The sequence below is a fragment of the Streptomyces sp. SudanB182_2057 genome (genome assembly GCF_964272715.1).
GTDB lineage: Bacteria > Actinomycetota > Actinomycetes > Streptomycetales > Streptomycetaceae > Streptomyces > Streptomyces rubradiris.
In genome coordinates, this window is sequence record NZ_OZ186798.1 from 2,263,635 (window position 1) to 2,278,500 (window position 14,866).

Annotated in this window: 18 protein-coding genes; 10 read left to right on the plus strand and 8 right to left on the minus strand. The window is 70.1% G+C overall.

The window, feature by feature from the left end; genetic code table 11:
• Positions 1 to 9: 9 nt before the first annotated feature.
• From ACSURM_RS09545 to ACSURM_RS09560, 4 genes are read left to right on the plus strand one after another with little or no spacing between them, the layout of a single operon-like run.
• Positions 10 to 1,050, plus strand: coding sequence for a D-isomer specific 2-hydroxyacid dehydrogenase family protein (locus ACSURM_RS09545; protein ID WP_436954584.1), 1,041 nt, complete (start codon positions 10 to 12; stop codon positions 1,048 to 1,050).
• On the plus strand, positions 1,038 to 2,078 hold the full coding sequence (gene vanA / locus ACSURM_RS09550; protein WP_436954585.1) for a D-alanine--(R)-lactate ligase: 1,041 nt from the start codon (positions 1,038 to 1,040) through the stop codon (positions 2,076 to 2,078). Before ACSURM_RS09545 ends, vanA begins: the two co-directional genes overlap by 13 nt.
• Positions 2,075 to 2,683, plus strand: coding sequence for a D-Ala-D-Ala dipeptidase VanX (vanX, locus tag ACSURM_RS09555; protein ID WP_436954586.1), 609 nt, complete (start codon positions 2,075 to 2,077; stop codon positions 2,681 to 2,683). The genes vanA and vanX overlap by 4 nt, the downstream gene beginning before the upstream one ends.
• A 34-nt stretch (positions 2,684 to 2,717) precedes the next feature.
• Positions 2,718 to 3,443, plus strand: a complete 726-nt coding sequence (locus ACSURM_RS09560) for a hypothetical protein (RefSeq protein ID WP_436954587.1) — start codon at positions 2,718 to 2,720, stop codon at positions 3,441 to 3,443.
• A 12-nt stretch (positions 3,444 to 3,455) separates the two neighbouring features.
• Here ACSURM_RS09560 and ACSURM_RS09565 read toward each other — a convergent pair whose 3' ends face one another.
• Positions 3,456 to 4,370 (minus strand): NmrA/HSCARG family protein, encoded by a 915-nt coding sequence (locus ACSURM_RS09565; RefSeq protein ID WP_436954588.1) that lies wholly within the window; start codon positions 4,368 to 4,370, stop codon positions 3,456 to 3,458.
• A gap of 98 nt (positions 4,371 to 4,468) precedes the next feature.
• On the opposite strand from ACSURM_RS09565, the gene ACSURM_RS09570 reads away from it, so the two are divergent.
• Entirely contained in the window at positions 4,469 to 5,050 is a 582-nt protein-coding gene (locus ACSURM_RS09570) for a TetR/AcrR family transcriptional regulator (RefSeq protein ID WP_436954589.1), read from the plus strand.
• Positions 5,051 to 5,392: 342 nt separating this feature from the next.
• Complete coding sequence (locus ACSURM_RS09575; RefSeq protein WP_436954590.1) at positions 5,393 to 5,650, plus strand: hypothetical protein; 258 nt, start codon at positions 5,393 to 5,395, stop codon at positions 5,648 to 5,650.
• 51 nt (positions 5,651 to 5,701) lie between these two features.
• On the opposite strand, the gene ACSURM_RS09580 is transcribed toward ACSURM_RS09575, so the two are convergent.
• From ACSURM_RS09580 to ACSURM_RS09590, 3 genes are read right to left on the minus strand one after another with little or no spacing between them, the layout of a single operon-like run.
• Positions 5,702 to 5,887 (minus strand): DUF397 domain-containing protein, encoded by a 186-nt coding sequence (locus ACSURM_RS09580; RefSeq protein WP_436954591.1) that lies wholly within the window; start codon positions 5,885 to 5,887, stop codon positions 5,702 to 5,704.
• The gene (locus tag ACSURM_RS09585) at positions 5,884 to 6,072 is read right to left on the minus strand and encodes a DUF397 domain-containing protein (protein ID WP_436954592.1); all 189 of its coding nucleotides are present in this window, start codon (positions 6,070 to 6,072) and stop codon (positions 5,884 to 5,886) included. The genes ACSURM_RS09580 and ACSURM_RS09585 overlap by 4 nt, the downstream gene beginning before the upstream one ends.
• Positions 6,069 to 6,938, minus strand: coding sequence for a helix-turn-helix domain-containing protein (locus ACSURM_RS09590; protein WP_436954593.1), 870 nt, complete (start codon positions 6,936 to 6,938; stop codon positions 6,069 to 6,071). Before ACSURM_RS09590 ends, ACSURM_RS09585 begins: the two co-directional genes overlap by 4 nt.
• 168 nt (positions 6,939 to 7,106) lie before the next feature.
• Here ACSURM_RS09590 and ACSURM_RS09595 point away from each other — a divergent pair, with 168 nt between their 5' ends.
• The 3 genes from ACSURM_RS09595 (at position 7,107) to ACSURM_RS09605 (ending at position 8,426) form a co-directional block, all read left to right on the plus strand.
• On the plus strand, positions 7,107 to 7,574 hold the full coding sequence (locus tag ACSURM_RS09595; protein WP_436954594.1) for an ATP-binding protein: 468 nt from the start codon (positions 7,107 to 7,109) through the stop codon (positions 7,572 to 7,574).
• 73 nt (positions 7,575 to 7,647) lie between these two features.
• The gene (locus ACSURM_RS09600; RefSeq protein WP_436954595.1) at positions 7,648 to 8,076 is read left to right on the plus strand and encodes a phage holin family protein; all 429 of its coding nucleotides are present in this window, start codon (positions 7,648 to 7,650) and stop codon (positions 8,074 to 8,076) included.
• On the plus strand, positions 8,073 to 8,426 hold the full coding sequence (locus tag ACSURM_RS09605) for a DUF3618 domain-containing protein (RefSeq protein ID WP_436954596.1): 354 nt from the start codon (positions 8,073 to 8,075) through the stop codon (positions 8,424 to 8,426). The genes ACSURM_RS09600 and ACSURM_RS09605 overlap by 4 nt, the downstream gene beginning before the upstream one ends.
• A 65-nt stretch (positions 8,427 to 8,491) precedes the next feature.
• Here ACSURM_RS09605 and ACSURM_RS09610 read toward each other — a convergent pair whose 3' ends face one another.
• The 4 genes from ACSURM_RS09610 to ACSURM_RS09625 form a co-directional block, all read right to left on the minus strand.
• A complete protein-coding gene (locus ACSURM_RS09610; RefSeq protein ID WP_436954597.1) occupies positions 8,492 to 9,019 on the minus strand; it encodes a hypothetical protein in 528 nt (175 codons plus the stop codon).
• Positions 9,020 to 9,213: 194 nt separating this feature from the next.
• Positions 9,214 to 10,641, minus strand: coding sequence for a non-reducing end alpha-L-arabinofuranosidase family hydrolase (locus tag ACSURM_RS09615; protein ID WP_436954598.1), 1,428 nt, complete (start codon positions 10,639 to 10,641; stop codon positions 9,214 to 9,216).
• A 452-nt stretch (positions 10,642 to 11,093) separates the two neighbouring features.
• Entirely contained in the window at positions 11,094 to 11,738 is a 645-nt protein-coding gene (locus tag ACSURM_RS09620; protein ID WP_436954599.1) for a flavin reductase family protein, read from the minus strand.
• Between the two features lie 133 nt (positions 11,739 to 11,871).
• Positions 11,872 to 13,485, minus strand: coding sequence for a CocE/NonD family hydrolase (locus tag ACSURM_RS09625; protein WP_436961014.1), 1,614 nt, complete (start codon positions 13,483 to 13,485; stop codon positions 11,872 to 11,874).
• A 179-nt stretch (positions 13,486 to 13,664) separates the two neighbouring features.
• Between ACSURM_RS09625 and ACSURM_RS09630 the strand changes: the two genes are divergently transcribed.
• Complete coding sequence (locus ACSURM_RS09630) at positions 13,665 to 14,393, plus strand: TetR/AcrR family transcriptional regulator (protein WP_436954600.1); 729 nt, start codon at positions 13,665 to 13,667, stop codon at positions 14,391 to 14,393.
• Positions 14,394 to 14,866: the final 473 nt, after the last annotated feature.

A 14,866-nucleotide genomic window follows, 5' to 3' on the forward strand; every position in this document is an offset into this window, starting at 1 on the left:
CTGGAAGACATGAGTTCCAGTGGACCAACACGAGCGGCGGTGCGCCGTGGCCGCGCGTCGACGTCGTCCTCACGGGCCGTCTCCGCGACGGGAATCACGATCTATGGGTGCGAGCCGGACGAAGCCCTTCTGTTCCGGGAAATGGCGCCTCGATTCGGCGTGGTGCCCGCCATGACGAAGGAAGCGTTAACCGAAGCCAATGCCGGCCTGGCCGCCGGGAACCGATGCGTCAGCATCGGCCACAAGACGCGCGTCACCCGTGCCGCGCTCACCGCACTGAGCCGGGCCGGTGTGCGGTATGTCTCCACGCGGAGCGTCGGATGCGACCACATCGACGTGAACCATGCGAAGAGCGTCGGTATCTCCGTCGGAACCGTGGCGTATTCCCCGGACAGCGTTGCCGATTACGCGCTGATGATGATGCTGATGGCCGTGCGCCACGCGAAGGCCACCGTCCGTCGGACCGATACCCACGACTACCGGCTCGGTGAGACACGCGGCAGAGAGCTGCGCGACCTGACGGTCGGAGTGGTCGGCACGGGGCGTATCGGCACAGCGGTCATCGACCGGCTGCGAGGCTTCGGCTGCCGCGTGCTGGCGTACGACCATCGCCCCGGCACCGCCGCCGAGCACACGTCGGTCGACGAGCTGCTCCGGCTCAGCGACATCGTCACGCTCCACACGCCACTCACCGCGGAAACCCGCCATCTCCTCGACCACCGGCGTATCGAGCGGATGAAAGAGGGCGCGTTCGTCGTCAACACCGGGCGCGGACCGCTCATTGACACCGAAGCCCTTCTGTCGGCATTGGAAAGCGGCAGATTGGGCGGCGCGGCGCTGGACGTCCTCGACGGTGAGGAAGGGGTCTTCTACACCGACTGCCGGAACAAGCCCATCGAGAACCGTTCGCTGTCGCGTCTGCAGGAGCTGCCGAACGTTTTCATCAGCCCGCACACGGCCTATTACACCGACCACGCGCTGAGCGACACCGTCAGGAACACCCTCATCAACTGCCTCGACTTCGAAAGCGGGAAAACATGGACAGGTTGAAAATCGGCATCGTTTTCGGGGGTTCTTCCGAAGAACACCCCGTCTCCGTCAAGTCCGCCCGGGAGGTGGCGAAGAACCTCGACACCGGTACGTACGAGCCGTACTGGATCGGCATCACGCGGTCCGGTTCCTGGAAGCTCTGTGACTCCCCCGGCGGGGACTGGGAGAACGGCGGCGCCCGTCCGGTCGTGCTGTCACCCGACCGGGGCGTCCACGGCCTCCTCGTCCTGGAGCAGGGCCGATGGGAAGTGATTCGTCTGGATCTCGTGCTGCCCGTCCTGCACGGCCGGTTCGGCGAAGACGGTGCGGTCCAGGGGCTGTTGGAGCTGTCCGGCATCCCCTATGCCGGCTGCGACCTCCAGAGCTCCGCCCTGTGCATGGACAAGTCCCTGACCTACACCGTCGCCAGGAGCGCGGGAATCGCCACACCGGATTTCCGGGTGGTCGCGGCGGACGAGAAGGTGGATGCCGGGCAACTCCCTTATCCCGTCTTCGTGAAGCCGGCCCGTTCGGGCTCGTCCTTCGGGGTCAGCGAAGTCGCCGGAGAAGAGGACTTGCCGAGTGCGCTGGAGGCCGCGCGGCAGTACGACTCGAAGGTCCTGATCGAAGAGGCCGTGGCCGGGAGCGAGATCGGCTGCGCGATCCTGGGGGACCCCTCCGCACCGATCGCGGGCGAGGTGGACCGCGTGGCCCTCTCGCACGGGTTCTTCCGGATCCACCAGGAGGACTCGCCCGAGACCGGATCGGAGAACTCGACGTTCATCGTCCCCGCCGACATCTCCGAGGAGTCCCGCCGGCTCGTCCAGGAGAGCGCCAAGACCGTCTACCGCGCGCTGGGCTGCCAGGGGCTCGCCCGCGTGGACATGTTCCTCAAGGACGACGGCCAGGTGGTGCTCAACGAAGTCAACACCCTCCCCGGCCTGACCTCCTACAGCCGCTATCCCCGCATGATGGCCGCCGCGGGCCTGCCGCTTTCCGACGTGATCGACCGGCTCGTGTCCATGGCACTGCACCGGAAAAAGCGATGAACGGCGACTTCGCCTACCTGGACGAGTTGGTGCCCGGAATCCGCTGGGACGCCAAGTACGCCACCCCGGACAACTTCACCGGAAAGCCGGTGGACGGATATCTGGCGAACCGGATAGTCGGCACAAGGGCTTTGTGTACGGCGCTGGGGCACGCGCAAGAAGAGGCCGCGTCCCTCGGCTTCGGTCTGCTGGTCTGGGACGGATACCGTCCGCAACGCGCCGTCGACTGCTTCCGGCGCTGGTCGGAACAGCCGGAGGACGGCCGGACGAAGCTGCGCCACTACCCCAATATCGACAGGTCCGAGCTCTTCGGCAAGGGATATGTGGCCGCCAAGTCGGGCCACAGCCGCGGCAGCAGCGTCGATTTGACGCTCTACAGCCTCGCCACCGGAGAGAACGTCCGCATGGGCGGCGGCCACGACCTGATGGACCCGGTCTCACATCACGGAGCAGAAGGAACGACGCCCGCCGAAGCGAGGAACCGCGAGCAACTCCGCTCCATCATGGAGAAAAGCGGATTCACTCCCTACGCCTGTGAATGGTGGCACTACACGCTCAAAAGGGAGCCTTATCCAGATGTCTATTTCGACTTTCCCGTCACGTGACGGGTGCCTCCCCTACGTCTCGCAATGGGGAAGCGTGGACCGGAACGACGAGGTCGTCATCCGGCGTGCCGCCCCATCGAGGCTCGACGTCTTCCTGAGGCGCACCGACCCGTCGCGACCGCACGACTGGGCCTCCGACGGGTACCACTCGTACGAGGAGTACCTCTTCTGGTCCCGCAAGGTCTGCGGCTTGGCGTGCCTGCAGTCCCTGCTCCACGGCTGGACGGACATTCGGCTGCCGATGCGTGAACTCCTCTCGCTGGCCCTCGACCGGGGCTGCTACGTGGTGGAACCCCAGGGCAAGGTCCAGGGGTTGATCTACAGGCCCTTCATGGCCTGGGTCGGCTCACAGTTCGGGTTCGCATGCCAACTGGTCGAGCACACGCCGATCCAGGAGTCCGCCCGAGCGGTGCGCCCCGGGCAGGCCCTGATCGCTTCGGTGTCTCCCGAGATACGCGACCCGGGCACCCGCGAGCCGCGCCGGGGAGGGCATCTCGTGCTGGTCCACGAGGTCCGTGGCGCGACGGTACGGTTCCACAACCCGTCGGGCTACTCCCACAACGCGGCCTCCACGTCGCTGCCCATGCACGTCTTCGAGCGCTTCCACGCGGGACGAGGAATCCTGGTCAGCTCGTCCAGCCTTGTGGTGAGCGCGCTGGAGGACATGCGCTCGCATCGGCGCTGCGGAGAAGGTTCAGGGGCTGCGGCAGAACCCGGTGAATTCGGCAACCACCACGGCGGGCGCCGGCGAAGGTCATAGCGCCGAGTCGCCCTAGCCGGGCACAGGCGTCAACTGCTCATCCGCCCACTCGGCGAAGGTGGTGAGCGGGATGCCCAACTTCTGGGCGAACTCCGGACGGGCGGGCTGGAGGAGCGCGTTGTTCCATTCGTGTCCGGCTCCCCATGTCGGCATGCCCGCGTCGAGGGCCTCTTGCAGGCTCATGGAGGGGGCGGTCACGGGTACGCCCCAGGCGGCGGACAAGGTCTGCGCGATCTGCTCCATCGTCCGCAGGTCACCGGCCAGTTCCAGTTCCACCTGGTGGAACCGGTCGGGGTCTCGCAGGGCGTGTGTCGCGGCCGTGCCGATGTCCCGCACGGCCACCAGGGCCAGTTCCGTGTCCGGTTTCAGTACCGTCAGCAGTCCCCCGCGGGGCCCCTTGGGCACCAGCAGGGGCAGGTTCTCCATGAAGAAGGCTGGCTTGATCACCGTCCAGCGGGCAAAGCCGGCTCCACGCACCGCCTCCATGATCGCCTGCTTGGTGTGGAAGTAGTCCGCCATCGCCGCCCAGCGGCCCTCGGCCCAGCCGGGGGCCCGGGTGTGCTCACCGACCCCGCTGGTCGAGGACTGCACGAACTGCCGTACTCCCCCGGCCCTCGCCGCGTCCACCAGGTTGGCCGCCTGAGCCAGTTCGTCCGCGAAGTCCACGCCGGTCCCGGTCATCGGCGGCATCTGCACCGAGAACACCGCGCGGACCCCCTCGACCGCCGGGTCGAGCGAGGCCCGGTCGGAAAGGTCCGCCCGCACCAACTCGGCGCCCAGCGCCTCGATCTCCCGGGCGGGCTCCGACCGCGGATCGCGTACGAGCGCACGTACGGGCACCCCGGCGGCCAGGAGCGCGCGAGCCGTGGCCCCGCCCTGTCGGCCGGTGGCTCCGGTGACCAGGACGGCATCGCTGGTGATGGGCATGGCTGCTCCTCAGAGACCGGAGAAAGGAAACGGCGGGGCCCGCCGTTTTGCCTGCCGCTAAGATATGGCGGGGCCCGCCGTTTAGCAATGGGGAGATCATGACCGGTCAGCGCTCGGACGCCCGACGCAATTACCAGCGCATCCTCGCCGTCGCCGAAGCCGAGGTCGCCGCACACGGCGCCGAGGCCTCCCAGGAGCAGATCGCCCGCGCCGCAGGCGTCGGTTCGGCGACCGTGCGCCGCCACTTCCCCACCCGCCGGGCCCTGCTCGAAGCCGTCTTCCAGCAGCGCATCGAGGGCCTGTGCGAGCGCGCCCACCGGCTGAGCACGACCGAGGACGGCCGCACCGCCCTCCTGGAATGGCTCCACGCCCTCATCCGCTACGCCGTCTCGGCCCGCGGATTCGCCCACATCCTCAGCTACGAGCCCCCCACCGAAGACCCTTCACCTCACTCCTGCGGCGACCGGATCGAGGCGGCCGGAACTCCCCTGCTCCAGCGGGCCATCCGCGACAAGGCGGTCGCACCGCACGTCACCTTTCACGACCTGCTGACCCTCGCCGTCGGCATCGCCCTGGCCACCGAGCACCACAAGGACCCCGAGACCCAGGCCGACCGCCTCTTCCGCCTCGCTGTGGAAGGGCTGAGCCCTGAGCGGGGCATCGCTGGGGTGTCCGGGTAGCCCGGATCTTCGGTACTGACGGCAGAAGTGCCGAATCCGGCCGCGTGCTTGGCATAGGTGTGTGCCACCCGTAGACAGGCGAGTGTGACAAGGGCCTGGCGGCCGGCACTCCCTCGACCGTTCAAGGGGGCTCGACCTCATGTCCCCTGTGTTGCAAGGAAGTTCAGGACGCCGAGTGCGTCGCCGAGCAAGTCGGCGGACGGAAGTGCGAGCGGATCACTCGCGGGGGTGAATTGCGGGTGGAGGTGGCGGCTCAGGGGATTGGAGCGACGTGGTGCTGGCGAGAGCTACGGAGGCAGCCGGGGCGTCGGGCCTCGGCGGACGAGAACACGGGAGGCATTCGTGGCCACGTACAACACGGAGATCCACACCGGCGGTGGCGGCTGGCAGCAGGACGAGCCGCTCTCGGTGAGCATCTCCACCCGCGGTGGTGTGGTGCCCGGGGACGGTAAGCCGGAGGCGGGCACGACCGTGACCTGGTCCTCCCCGAGCTCGGGCAACGGTTCCGTGACCTTCTTCGACGACGGAACCCGGTTCGAGGGGACGGCCCAGTTCTCCGGCGAAGGCCCGGTGGGGTACCGCGGGACCCTCGCCGGCTGACTGTGAAACAAGGGAGGCGTGCCGTCGCGAACGGCACGCCTCCTTCGCGCGTCAGCCCCCGGCCGCGTACCGCACGAACCGCGCCCAGCCGTCCCGGCCGACGGCGAAGTCCGGGCGCGTCACGTCTTTCGAGTCGCGTACGCGCACGGCCTGCTCCGTGACGGCAACTTCAACGCAGTCATCGCCCTGGCTACCGCTGTAGCTGGACTTGAACCAGGCGAGTTCCGTCGTGCTCATAGCTCTCCTCGCGCGTACCGCACGAACCGCGCCCAGCCGTCCCGGCCGACGGCGAAGTCCGGACGCGTCACGTCCTTGGAGTCGCGCACGTGCACGGCCTGCTCCGTGACGGCAACCTCAACGCAGCTGTCGCCCTGGCTGCCGCTGTAGCTGGACTTGAACCAGGCGAGTTCCGTCGTGCTCATAGATCTCCTCGGATTTGCTCCAACAGACCCCGCGAGTACTTGGCGTTCAGGGCCTGCGAGCGCAGTGTGTCATAGCGCTGTTGCAGCAGGCTCACCTCTCTGAGATCGGAGATCAGACGGCCGTTCTGTTGCCCCTCCGAGTAGGCGAGACGCTGGCCCTTGGGAGTCTCCATGAGCTGGAGGGGCCCATCCAGGCACGCGTGCAGTCCGGCCTCCAGCGGCACGATCTGGAGCGTCACATTGCGCGGTGCGCTCAGCTCCAGCACGTGATCGAGAAGCTCCCTCATCTGCTCGGTGTCGCCGAACTTCCGTCGGAACACGTACTCCTCGACGATGAAGCTGAAAGGCGTCGTCGGCCGCTCGAACAGCATCCGCTGCCGCTCCATCCGCGTGGCCATGAAGTCCTGCAACTGGTCGTCCGGTGCCACGGGTACGGTGCCTTCGAACACCGCCCTCGCGTACGCAGGCGACTGCAACAACCCCGGCACCACCCGGCACTCATACGTGCTCAGGCTCACCGCCACCTTCTCCAGCCTGGCCCAGCGGCGGAACCACGCCGCGAGTCCCGCCTCCCCCCGGGTCAGGTGCTTCGCGGCCCTGCGCAGGGCGCCCGTGTTGCCCGATGCCTCCTCCGCCCGTTCCACGAAGGACTCGTCGGGCATGCGCCTGCCCAACTCCACCGACTCCACGGTGTGTTTCGAGAACTGGACCAACCCCGCGAACTCCTCCCGACTCAGTCCCGCGTGTTCGCGCAGGGCCTGGACGACCGCCCCGAACGTCCGCAGACTGTCGGAGGGATCGGGCTCCCGCTCCACCTCGCAGACCGCCAGGTCGTCATCGTTCTCGCTCGCGCCGCCGTGCGTCATCCGCGGCCACCTCCAGGTGCGTACGTTCCGTGCTGCGTCCCCCGCGCTCGACAGCACCCAGAGTGACGGCAGGGAATGCGTACTGTCCACCGAAAGTGCCCGTACGCTGACACAGCGTACGGGGCGGGTCTCTGGAAGAACGCCGTGCGCGCCCGCCACGGTGGCCCCATGACCCCCACAACACCCCAACTCCCCGATGCCACCGTACATTCGTTCTCCCAGCTGCTCTCCTCCACCCGCCGGGGCGCCCGCCTGGCCCGGCTGCTCGCCGTGGGAGAGCTGCACGCCTGGGGGCTGTCACCCACCGTCATCGACCGCGCGGAGCAGATCGTCGCCGAACTCGCGGCCAACGCGGCCGTGCACGGGCGGGTGCGGGGGCGGAGCTTCCGGCTCGTGCTCGGTCTCGATGTCACCGCCGGAACCCTCCGCGTCGCGGTCAGTGACGCGCGCGGCGACCGGCTTCCCGCGCCCGCCACGACGGCCCGGCCCGAGGAGGCCGAGTCGGGCCGTGGCCTGCTGCTCGTGGCCGCGCTCGCCGACCGGTGGGACACGGAACCGTACCCGCCGTCCGGGAAGACGGTGTGGGCGGAGGTGGATGTCATCAGCCCGGACCGGCCGGCCAGGAAGGGTCGGTGAACCGCCCGGACCTGGGTACCCGCGTCCCACGACGGAAGTACCGCACGCCACGCAGGTCTGGAAGGTGATCGCCGTGTCCCGTACACAGCCCCACTACGAGGCAGACCATCAGGCGCACGGATCCGAGCCGGTGGGCGAGCTGGTCCAGCGGGCCTCGCAGCAGCTGACGGAGCTGGTTCGGGGTGAACTGCGCCTGGCGCAGGCCGAGATGAAGGAGAAAGGCAGGCGTTACGGCAAGGGCGGCGGGCTGTTCGGCGGCGCGGGGCTGTTCGGGTTCCTGACGCTCCAGGCCCTGGTCGCCACCGTGATCGCGGCGCTGGCCGTGCCGCTGCCGGTGTGGGCCGCCGCCCTGATCGTCACCGTCGCCCTCGGTGTGATCGCCGGGGTGCTGGCGCTGACCGGGAAGAAGCAGTTCGCCGAGGCGGCGCCGCCCGCGCCGGAGCAGGCGATCAAGAACGTGAAGGCCGATGTGGCCGAGATCAAGGAGAGTGCGCACCGATGACCCAGCCGCCCCACGACGAGCCCACCGCGTCCGGCCCGGAGGAACTGCGCGAGCAGATCGAGCACACCCGTCAGGAACTGGGCGAGACGGTCGAGGCGCTCGCGGCGAAGACGGATGTCAAGGCCCGGGCCAAGGAGAAGGCCGCCGAGGTGAGGCAACAGGCCGCCGAGGTGAAGGAGCAGGCCGCGGCCAGGGCCGCGCAGGCGGGCCGGCTCTTGCAGGAAAAGGCCCCGGAGCCGGTGCTCCAGACCACCGCCCGGACCGCGCGCTGGTCCCGCGACAACCGCGTTCTGCTGCTCGCCGGCGGCGCGACGCTGCTGCTGTGGCTGGCCTGCCGCCGCAAGAGGTAGCCGAAGGAATGCGAGAGGGGGCCGTCACCCGTGGGTGACGGCCCCCTCCGGCCGCTACGTTCTGGTCACTTCCGCTTGACCGGCGGGCACGTGCCCGTCTCCGCACCGATGGAGTTGATCTCGGCGTTGGAGCGCACGTCGTCCGCGTAGTTGATCTTGTCCGTGCACTTCTTGTCGTCGTCGGCCGGCTTCCGCACCGGCGGACACGTGCCCGTCTGCTCGCCAATGGAGTTGATCTCGGCGTTGGACCGCGGGTCGCCCGCGTAGTTGATCTTGTCGGTGCACTTCACGGCGGCCTGGGCGGGAGCCCCCGACGACTTGCCCTCCGAGGTGGCGGGCTTGCCGGGCGCGGCCGAGGAACCGGTGCCCGCGGTGCCGGACTTGCCGGCGGACGTGTCCGACGACTTGCCGTCCGCGCCGTCGGACCGCGGGGTGCTCGTGGCCGTGGCCGACGAGTCGCTCGCCGCAGAGGAGGAGGAAGAGGTAGAGGAGGGGGACGTCTTGGCGTCGTCGCCGTCGTTGCCGCATGCCGTCAGCGCCAGGCCGAGGGCCACGGCCGAGATGGTCAGTGCCGAGATCTTCCGAGTGCGCATGCTTCGTGTCCATCCTCTACTGGCGAGCGATCCGGGCGACTGTTCACCCGTGTGGCCTTCTGCCCTCCTTGATAGGCGGCGGGGTCACGCCAGTTGCCTCGCGCTCGCGCTCAAGACACGTTCGTTACACGGCGGGGACGGTGCCGCGACGTGCTCCCGGCCGGAGCCGGGCGGCACCGCCCACGCCGGAACGATCAGCGCTGGAGGGTGAGGACACCCGGGCGCCACGGGAGCTGGTCGTAAGGGCCGCTCGCGGTCGGGGACTTGCCCTGGTAGAGGAGCTGGAGGTTGCAGGGGTCGATGGTCATGGTCTGGTCGGGGTTGTCGCGGATCAGATCGCCGTGGCTGATGTCGTTGGTCCAGGTGGCGCCGCTGTTGGCCTTGCCCGCGAAGGGGTTGCTCTCGGTGGCGGCCTGCGGGGTCCAGGACCCGTTGAGGCTGGTGGCGGTGAAGGAGCGGAAGTAGCGCTGCTCGTTCGCGCCCCGGGCCTCGACGATCATGAGGTACTGGTTCTGGCCCTTGACCTTGTAGACCTGCGGCGCCTCGAACAGGTTCTTCACGGTGTCGCTCATGACCGTGGTGTACGAGGAGCCGAAGTTGCCCGGGAAGTTCCCGATCGGCATGCTCGCCCGGTAGATCTTGCCGTTGTCACCGGCGAAGAACAGGTACATGTTCTGGTCGTCGGCGATCAGGGTCTGGTCGATCGGGCCGGTGCCCGAGTCGGGCAGGCTGCCGGTGAACAGCGGCTGCGGGGCGGACCAGCCGTTGGGGTTGGTGGGGTCGCTGGAGGTGCGGTAGATGAACGGCCAGGCACCCCACTGGTAGGCCAGCACCCAGATCTTCTTCGGCGCGAAGTAGAACAGCGTGGGCGCGACCGCGGACTGGCTCATCCCGGTCTGGCGGGCCGACGCCATCTCCGACCAGTTCGTGATGGGGCTGAAGGCCATCGAGCCGTACGACGACCCCGACACGTTCGACGCGTAGACCACGTGCTTGCCGTTGTACTTCGCGGTGGTGAAGTCCTTCAGCGCGGCCCAGCCGTTGGCCGGCTGCGCCAGCACGCCCGTGGACGACCACCGGTACGTCGACGGAAGGGCGCACGAGCCCTCCGGCGGCGTCGTCCCGGTCAGGCCGCTCCACTTCTGGTTGCTGCCGCCGTTGCACGTACCGATCTGCACCGCCGTACCGTTGGCCGTGCCGGCGCCCGCGGCCTCGAGGCACAGCCCGGACTGGGTGCCGACGACCGTGCCGTCGGACTTCACCTGCCACTGCTGGTTGGCGCCGCCGGAACAGGTCCATATCTGCACCCGGGTCCCGGGCGTGGTGGCGTGGCCCGGAACGTCCAGGCACATGTTGCCGTACACGGTGAGCTGGTTGGCGTCCGTCAGCGTCCACTGCTGGTTCGTCCCGCCCCAGCAGTCGTAGAGCTGGAGGGCCGTGCCGTCGGTCTGGCCGCCGCCCACCACGTCGAGACACCGGTTGGAACCGGCTCCGCGCAGGGCGCCGCTGGAGGCCGCCTGAGCCGGGGTGGCGACGAGCATCGCCGCCAGCGCGGTCAGGGCCGCGAGCACCGCGGCGAGCGCCGCGGACGGATGCCTGCGGCTGAAACTTCCTCTGTCCATGGGGGTTTCCTCAACCTTGAGTAGGCCGACTGTCGTGCGCATGACATTGGGAGTGTTCGAAATACCGACCGTCGGCCGCAATGTCGGCCATCTGAAGGATAGGGAAGCGGTGAACGCCGTCAATACCTCTCGCAGGTGTCGCTGTGGCATCCGAAATGTTTCGCCGTGCCGCTCAGCGTTAACAACGCGTGACAAAGCGACATATGCGGTCAACGCGAGGAGGCGCCAGGAGTCGACTCCCCCCCTCGTTCCCGCCACGGACTTCGGGCCACGTCCCTGTCTGTCGAATGAAGAACGAAGCTTTCGCAGGCGGATGCCGGGTGGACCGCCGATGCGGCCGTCACCGGAGGCCGCGGGGCCAGGGACGTGTGCACGTGGCCAGGCGCCGGCCGCCTTCATCCGCTTCGGCCCGAACGCCGTGTCGGTGCCCGGCCGCGCGGGCGGGGCCGTGTTCAGCCGCCGGTGGTCGCGGTGGTGGGGCCGGTGATACCCCAGGCCGAGGCGAGTCGGGACGGGTGGACGTTGCGGCTGTTGCCGTAGAACTCGCAGAACTTCATGATCAGGGGGTCCCAGCGGTCGGCGTCGATGTGGCGGCGGTCGCCCGGTACCAGCAGGCTTTCCTCGACGTGGACGCGTACCACACGTGCCTCCACCGCCACGAGACCGGAGCCCTCTTCGCCGAACGGATGGACGCGGTCCACGACGGCCTCCAGGTGGACCGGGCACTGCGCCACCCGGGGCGGACGTACCCGCTCGGAAGCCGTCTCGGTCAGGCCCGCCGCCTTGAACTTGTCGCGCTCGTACCGGTAGCCCTTGCGCAGTTTGTGGTCGGGCACGACACGCGAACCGGTGAGCAGCGCCAGGCGGTCGACCGCGCCGGCGAGGTCCGGGGAAGCGAGATTCAACACGCATTCACGGGACTTGATCAGGTTCTCCGTGGTCTGCGAGGTCTCGTCCAGACCCAGCATGCAGGACCGGTCCACCCACCAGGCGGAGGACATGGGCGCCAGATTCGCCGAGCCGTCCTCGTTGGACGTGCTCAGCAGGACCACGGGAGTGCCGAAGTAGAGCACTCTCGGTTCGACGGTCAGATGCATGGGCTCCTCGCACGGATGGGGGCGTGCCGGTCACTGTGCCGAGCGGGGCGCTTCCCCGCTGGCGGGAATCGGACCTCGCGTCCGTCGGCACGGCCACCGGCACGCCGCACCCTCGGCCGGGCGGACCGGCCCGTCAGCCGTCCGCCACGAGCCCGGAGGTGCGGGGCAGCATCAGTACCGATGCCGTGTGGAGGGTCAGGCGTACCGGGGTGAACGTGGTGGCGTCCACCGGTGATCGGCCGGTGCCGGGGTTGCGGGCGTAGCGGGGGTGGGCGCCTCCGCTGATCTGCCAGCGGATGCGGTGCCCGGCGGGGAAGCGGTGGGCGGTGGCGCTCATCGGCACGGTGACCCGCGAGGCCGTGTCTCCGGTCGTCCGAAGGCGGCCCAGCCCGTCGCAGACGTTGACCGAGCGGCCCTGCGCGTCCACGTCGCACAGACGGGTGAACACGTCGGCGTGGCCGGTGTCCGTGGAGACGCTCAGCCGCGCGGAGACCGGGCCCAGGATGTCCAGCGACTCGGTCAGCGGCGGACCGGTGAACGTCAGGACGTCGTCCCGGGCCTCCAGCCGGCCGTTGTCCCGGGGGCCGGCGGTGCGGGAGAGCAGCGGGCCGCCGAGGGACGGGGTGGGGTCGGCCGGGTCGTAGCGGAACGTCGTCAGCGGTGCCGGGTCCGTCGGGGCCTGCAGGACGAGCTGTCCACCGGGGGCGGGGTACCACGGGGTGACAGCCGCGGCCGGCGGCCAGTCGTCGAGGTCCCGCCAGGCGTCTTCTCCGCCTACGTACGCGCGCACCGTGGTGGGGCGCAGCCCGGACGGGTCGGCGCACAGGTGGGCGCGCAGCCATGCGAGGCTCTCCGCGAACACCTCGGGCCAGCCCTGCCGCAGGGCTGAGGTATGGGTCCAGGGGCCGACGAGCAGGGCGGTCTCGCAGCCGGCCCGCCGCAGCCGGCCGTACTGCTCGAAGGTCTGGTCGGCCAGTACGTCGTGCCATCCGGTGAGCAGAGCGGTGGGCACGCTGAGCCGCTCCGCCGGCCGGGCCGCCGACGCGCCGTCCCAGTAGGGGTCATGGGCGTCCGGGTGCGCCAACACGTCGTCCAGCCAGGGGACTTCGCCGAGGGCGGGCACGTACGCTCCGCGCAGGGGCCGAGCGGTGGTGACGGCGCGCAGGTGGCGTCGCAGGCGCAGGGTCGCCTTCAGGAACCGTGCCATGCCCTGGTGCTGGTACGTCATGCCCGCGCCGACGGCGAGGGCGTTCTCCAGGCGGAGGGTGCCGTCCGCGTAGAACAGGCCGTAGGGGTCGTGCAGCCCCACCTGCACCACCATCGCCTTGAGTTCCGGCGGCGGGTCCGCGGCGAGGGCCCACTGCGTGTAGCCCAGGTAGCTGGGGCCCACGGTCCCGAGGGTTCCGTCGAACCAGGGTTGCCCGCGCAGCCAGGCCACGGTGGCCCGGCCGTCCGCCGCCTCGTTGCGCCACAGGTCGAACGCGCCGCCCGAACCGCCGGTGCCGCGGCAGCTCTGGAGGACCACGTGGAAACCCTGCTCGGCGAAGAGCAGGCCGTACATCGCGGACCACGGCAGGCCCCGGCCGTACGGCGAGCGGACCAGGAGGGTGGGGAAGTCGCCCTCCGCGCGCGGGAAGTAGTGGTCGGTGATCAACGGGCTGCCGTCGGCGGCGGGCACCGCCAGCCCCGGCTCCCATCCGACCTCGTGCCGTTTCGCCGGCAGGCCCCGCCAGGTCGCCCTCAGCATCCTTGACGACAGGGGCAGTCGACCGGCGGGCGGCGCCCAGACCGGGCCGGCCACGGTTTCGGGCGTGGGTGATGGCATCGTTCCCCTCCTTTATTCCGTACGGTGTACGAGAATAGAGGATGCTTGGATGGCCCTGACAAGAGCCCGCCTCCACGACCAGCGGAAAGGAACCCGAGACCGTGCCCCAAGCCGGTGGGTCCGGCGCCCCGGGCGTCGACCCCGAACAGCTCTGGCTGCGCCCCACCGAACCCCGCAAGGGGCGCCGGCCCTCCTTCAGCCGCGAAGCGATCACCGCGGCGGCCGTCGCCCTGGCGGACGCGGAAGGGCTCGAAGCGGTCACCATGCGGCGGGTGGCGGCCGAGATCGGTGCCGGCGTCATGTCGCTCTACACCTACGCCCCCGACAAGGAGACGCTGCTGGAGCTGATGGTCGACCACGTCAGCGGCGAACTGACGGTCACGGAACCGCCCACCGGCGACTGGCGCGCCGACCTGAAGGCCGTCGCCCACCTCCAGCGCGCCCACATGCTGCGCCATCCCTGGCTGCCCGCCGCCTTGGTCACCCGTCGCGTGCCGGGACCCAACACACTGGCCTTCCTGGAACACGCGCTCGCCGTCCTGCGGCCCACCGGGCTGGACGGCGCGGCGAAGCTGGAGATCTTCGCCCAGCTCACCGCGTTCGTGGCCGGGCACGTCGGTCACGAGATCGCCCAGGCCGCGGTCTCCCGGTCCCCGGACAGGGCCGCGGCCGAGGCCCGCTATCTCGCCGCCGTCGCCGCCGACGGCCACCACCCGGAACTCGCCGCGGCCCTCGCCGCCCCCGGGCTCTCCCTCACCCCCGAAGCGACCTTCAGCCGGTTCCTGGGCCGCCTGATCGACGGCCTCGACGTCCTCCCTCATCGGCCGTAGGCCGACGGCCCTTGAGGCGAGCGGCCGGCGTGGAAGCCGCCACGGGCGCGGCGACCGGGCCTCCCGGGCGGACACGCGCACCGCCGGCCCGGCCCTCCCCGAGGGCAGGTGCACCGGCCCTGCCGCTGCCGGTGGTTCCGGCCGGTGTCGTCCTCGCGGCCGTGCGGGTCGCGCCCGCGGCCTCGGCCGTCCGCTCCCGGCCGGTCGGCGTCGCGGCACCGGCGGGTACGGTGGCGGCCGGGGCGGCACAGCGCGGCACGGCACGGCCGCGGTCGCCGTCAGGGCCGACCGCACGGCGTACGTAGGGCGAGAGCCGTCCAGGCCGGGGCGGCCACGGGGACGGCCTGCGCGGCGCGCTCGGCAGGGTCGTCATCGGCCGCCTGCCGCACTGCCCGAGCGCGCTCGACGTCACCCGCCGCGCCACCGGCTCCTACGCCGCGTGCGCCGCGCGCTCCATGGAGGAGGGTCTGACC

What these genes read in the sequence shown, in the direction of transcription:
- ACSURM_RS09570 (WP_436954589.1), top strand. Translation starts at nt 4,469, where the DNA reads ATGACCGGTCAGCGCTCGGACGCCCGACGCAATTACCAGCGCATCCTC.
- ACSURM_RS09625 (WP_436961014.1), bottom strand. Translation starts at nt 13,485, where the DNA reads ATGCTGAGGGCGACCTGGCGGGGCCTGCCGGCGAAACGGCACGAGGTC.
- ACSURM_RS09545 (WP_436954584.1), top strand. Translation starts at nt 10, where the DNA reads ATGAGTTCCAGTGGACCAACACGAGCGGCGGTGCGCCGTGGCCGCGCG.
- ACSURM_RS09565 (WP_436954588.1), bottom strand. Translation starts at nt 4,370, where the DNA reads ATGCCCATCACCAGCGATGCCGTCCTGGTCACCGGAGCCACCGGCCGA.
- ACSURM_RS09620 (WP_436954599.1), bottom strand. Translation starts at nt 11,738, where the DNA reads ATGCATCTGACCGTCGAACCGAGAGTGCTCTACTTCGGCACTCCCGTG.
- ACSURM_RS09595 (WP_436954594.1), top strand. Translation starts at nt 7,107, where the DNA reads ATGACCCCCACAACACCCCAACTCCCCGATGCCACCGTACATTCGTTC.
- ACSURM_RS09605 (WP_436954596.1), top strand. Translation starts at nt 8,073, where the DNA reads ATGACCCAGCCGCCCCACGACGAGCCCACCGCGTCCGGCCCGGAGGAA.
- vanX (WP_436954586.1), top strand. Translation starts at nt 2,075, where the DNA reads ATGAACGGCGACTTCGCCTACCTGGACGAGTTGGTGCCCGGAATCCGC.
- ACSURM_RS09615 (WP_436954598.1), bottom strand. Translation starts at nt 10,641, where the DNA reads ATGGACAGAGGAAGTTTCAGCCGCAGGCATCCGTCCGCGGCGCTCGCC.
- ACSURM_RS09610 (WP_436954597.1), bottom strand. Translation starts at nt 9,019, where the DNA reads ATGCGCACTCGGAAGATCTCGGCACTGACCATCTCGGCCGTGGCCCTC.
- ACSURM_RS09590 (WP_436954593.1), bottom strand. Translation starts at nt 6,938, where the DNA reads ATGACGCACGGCGGCGCGAGCGAGAACGATGACGACCTGGCGGTCTGC.
- vanA (WP_436954585.1), top strand. Translation starts at nt 1,038, where the DNA reads ATGGACAGGTTGAAAATCGGCATCGTTTTCGGGGGTTCTTCCGAAGAA.
- ACSURM_RS09580 (WP_436954591.1), bottom strand. Translation starts at nt 5,887, where the DNA reads ATGAGCACGACGGAACTCGCCTGGTTCAAGTCCAGCTACAGCGGTAGC.
- ACSURM_RS09585 (WP_436954592.1), bottom strand. Translation starts at nt 6,072, where the DNA reads ATGAGCACGACGGAACTCGCCTGGTTCAAGTCCAGCTACAGCGGCAGC.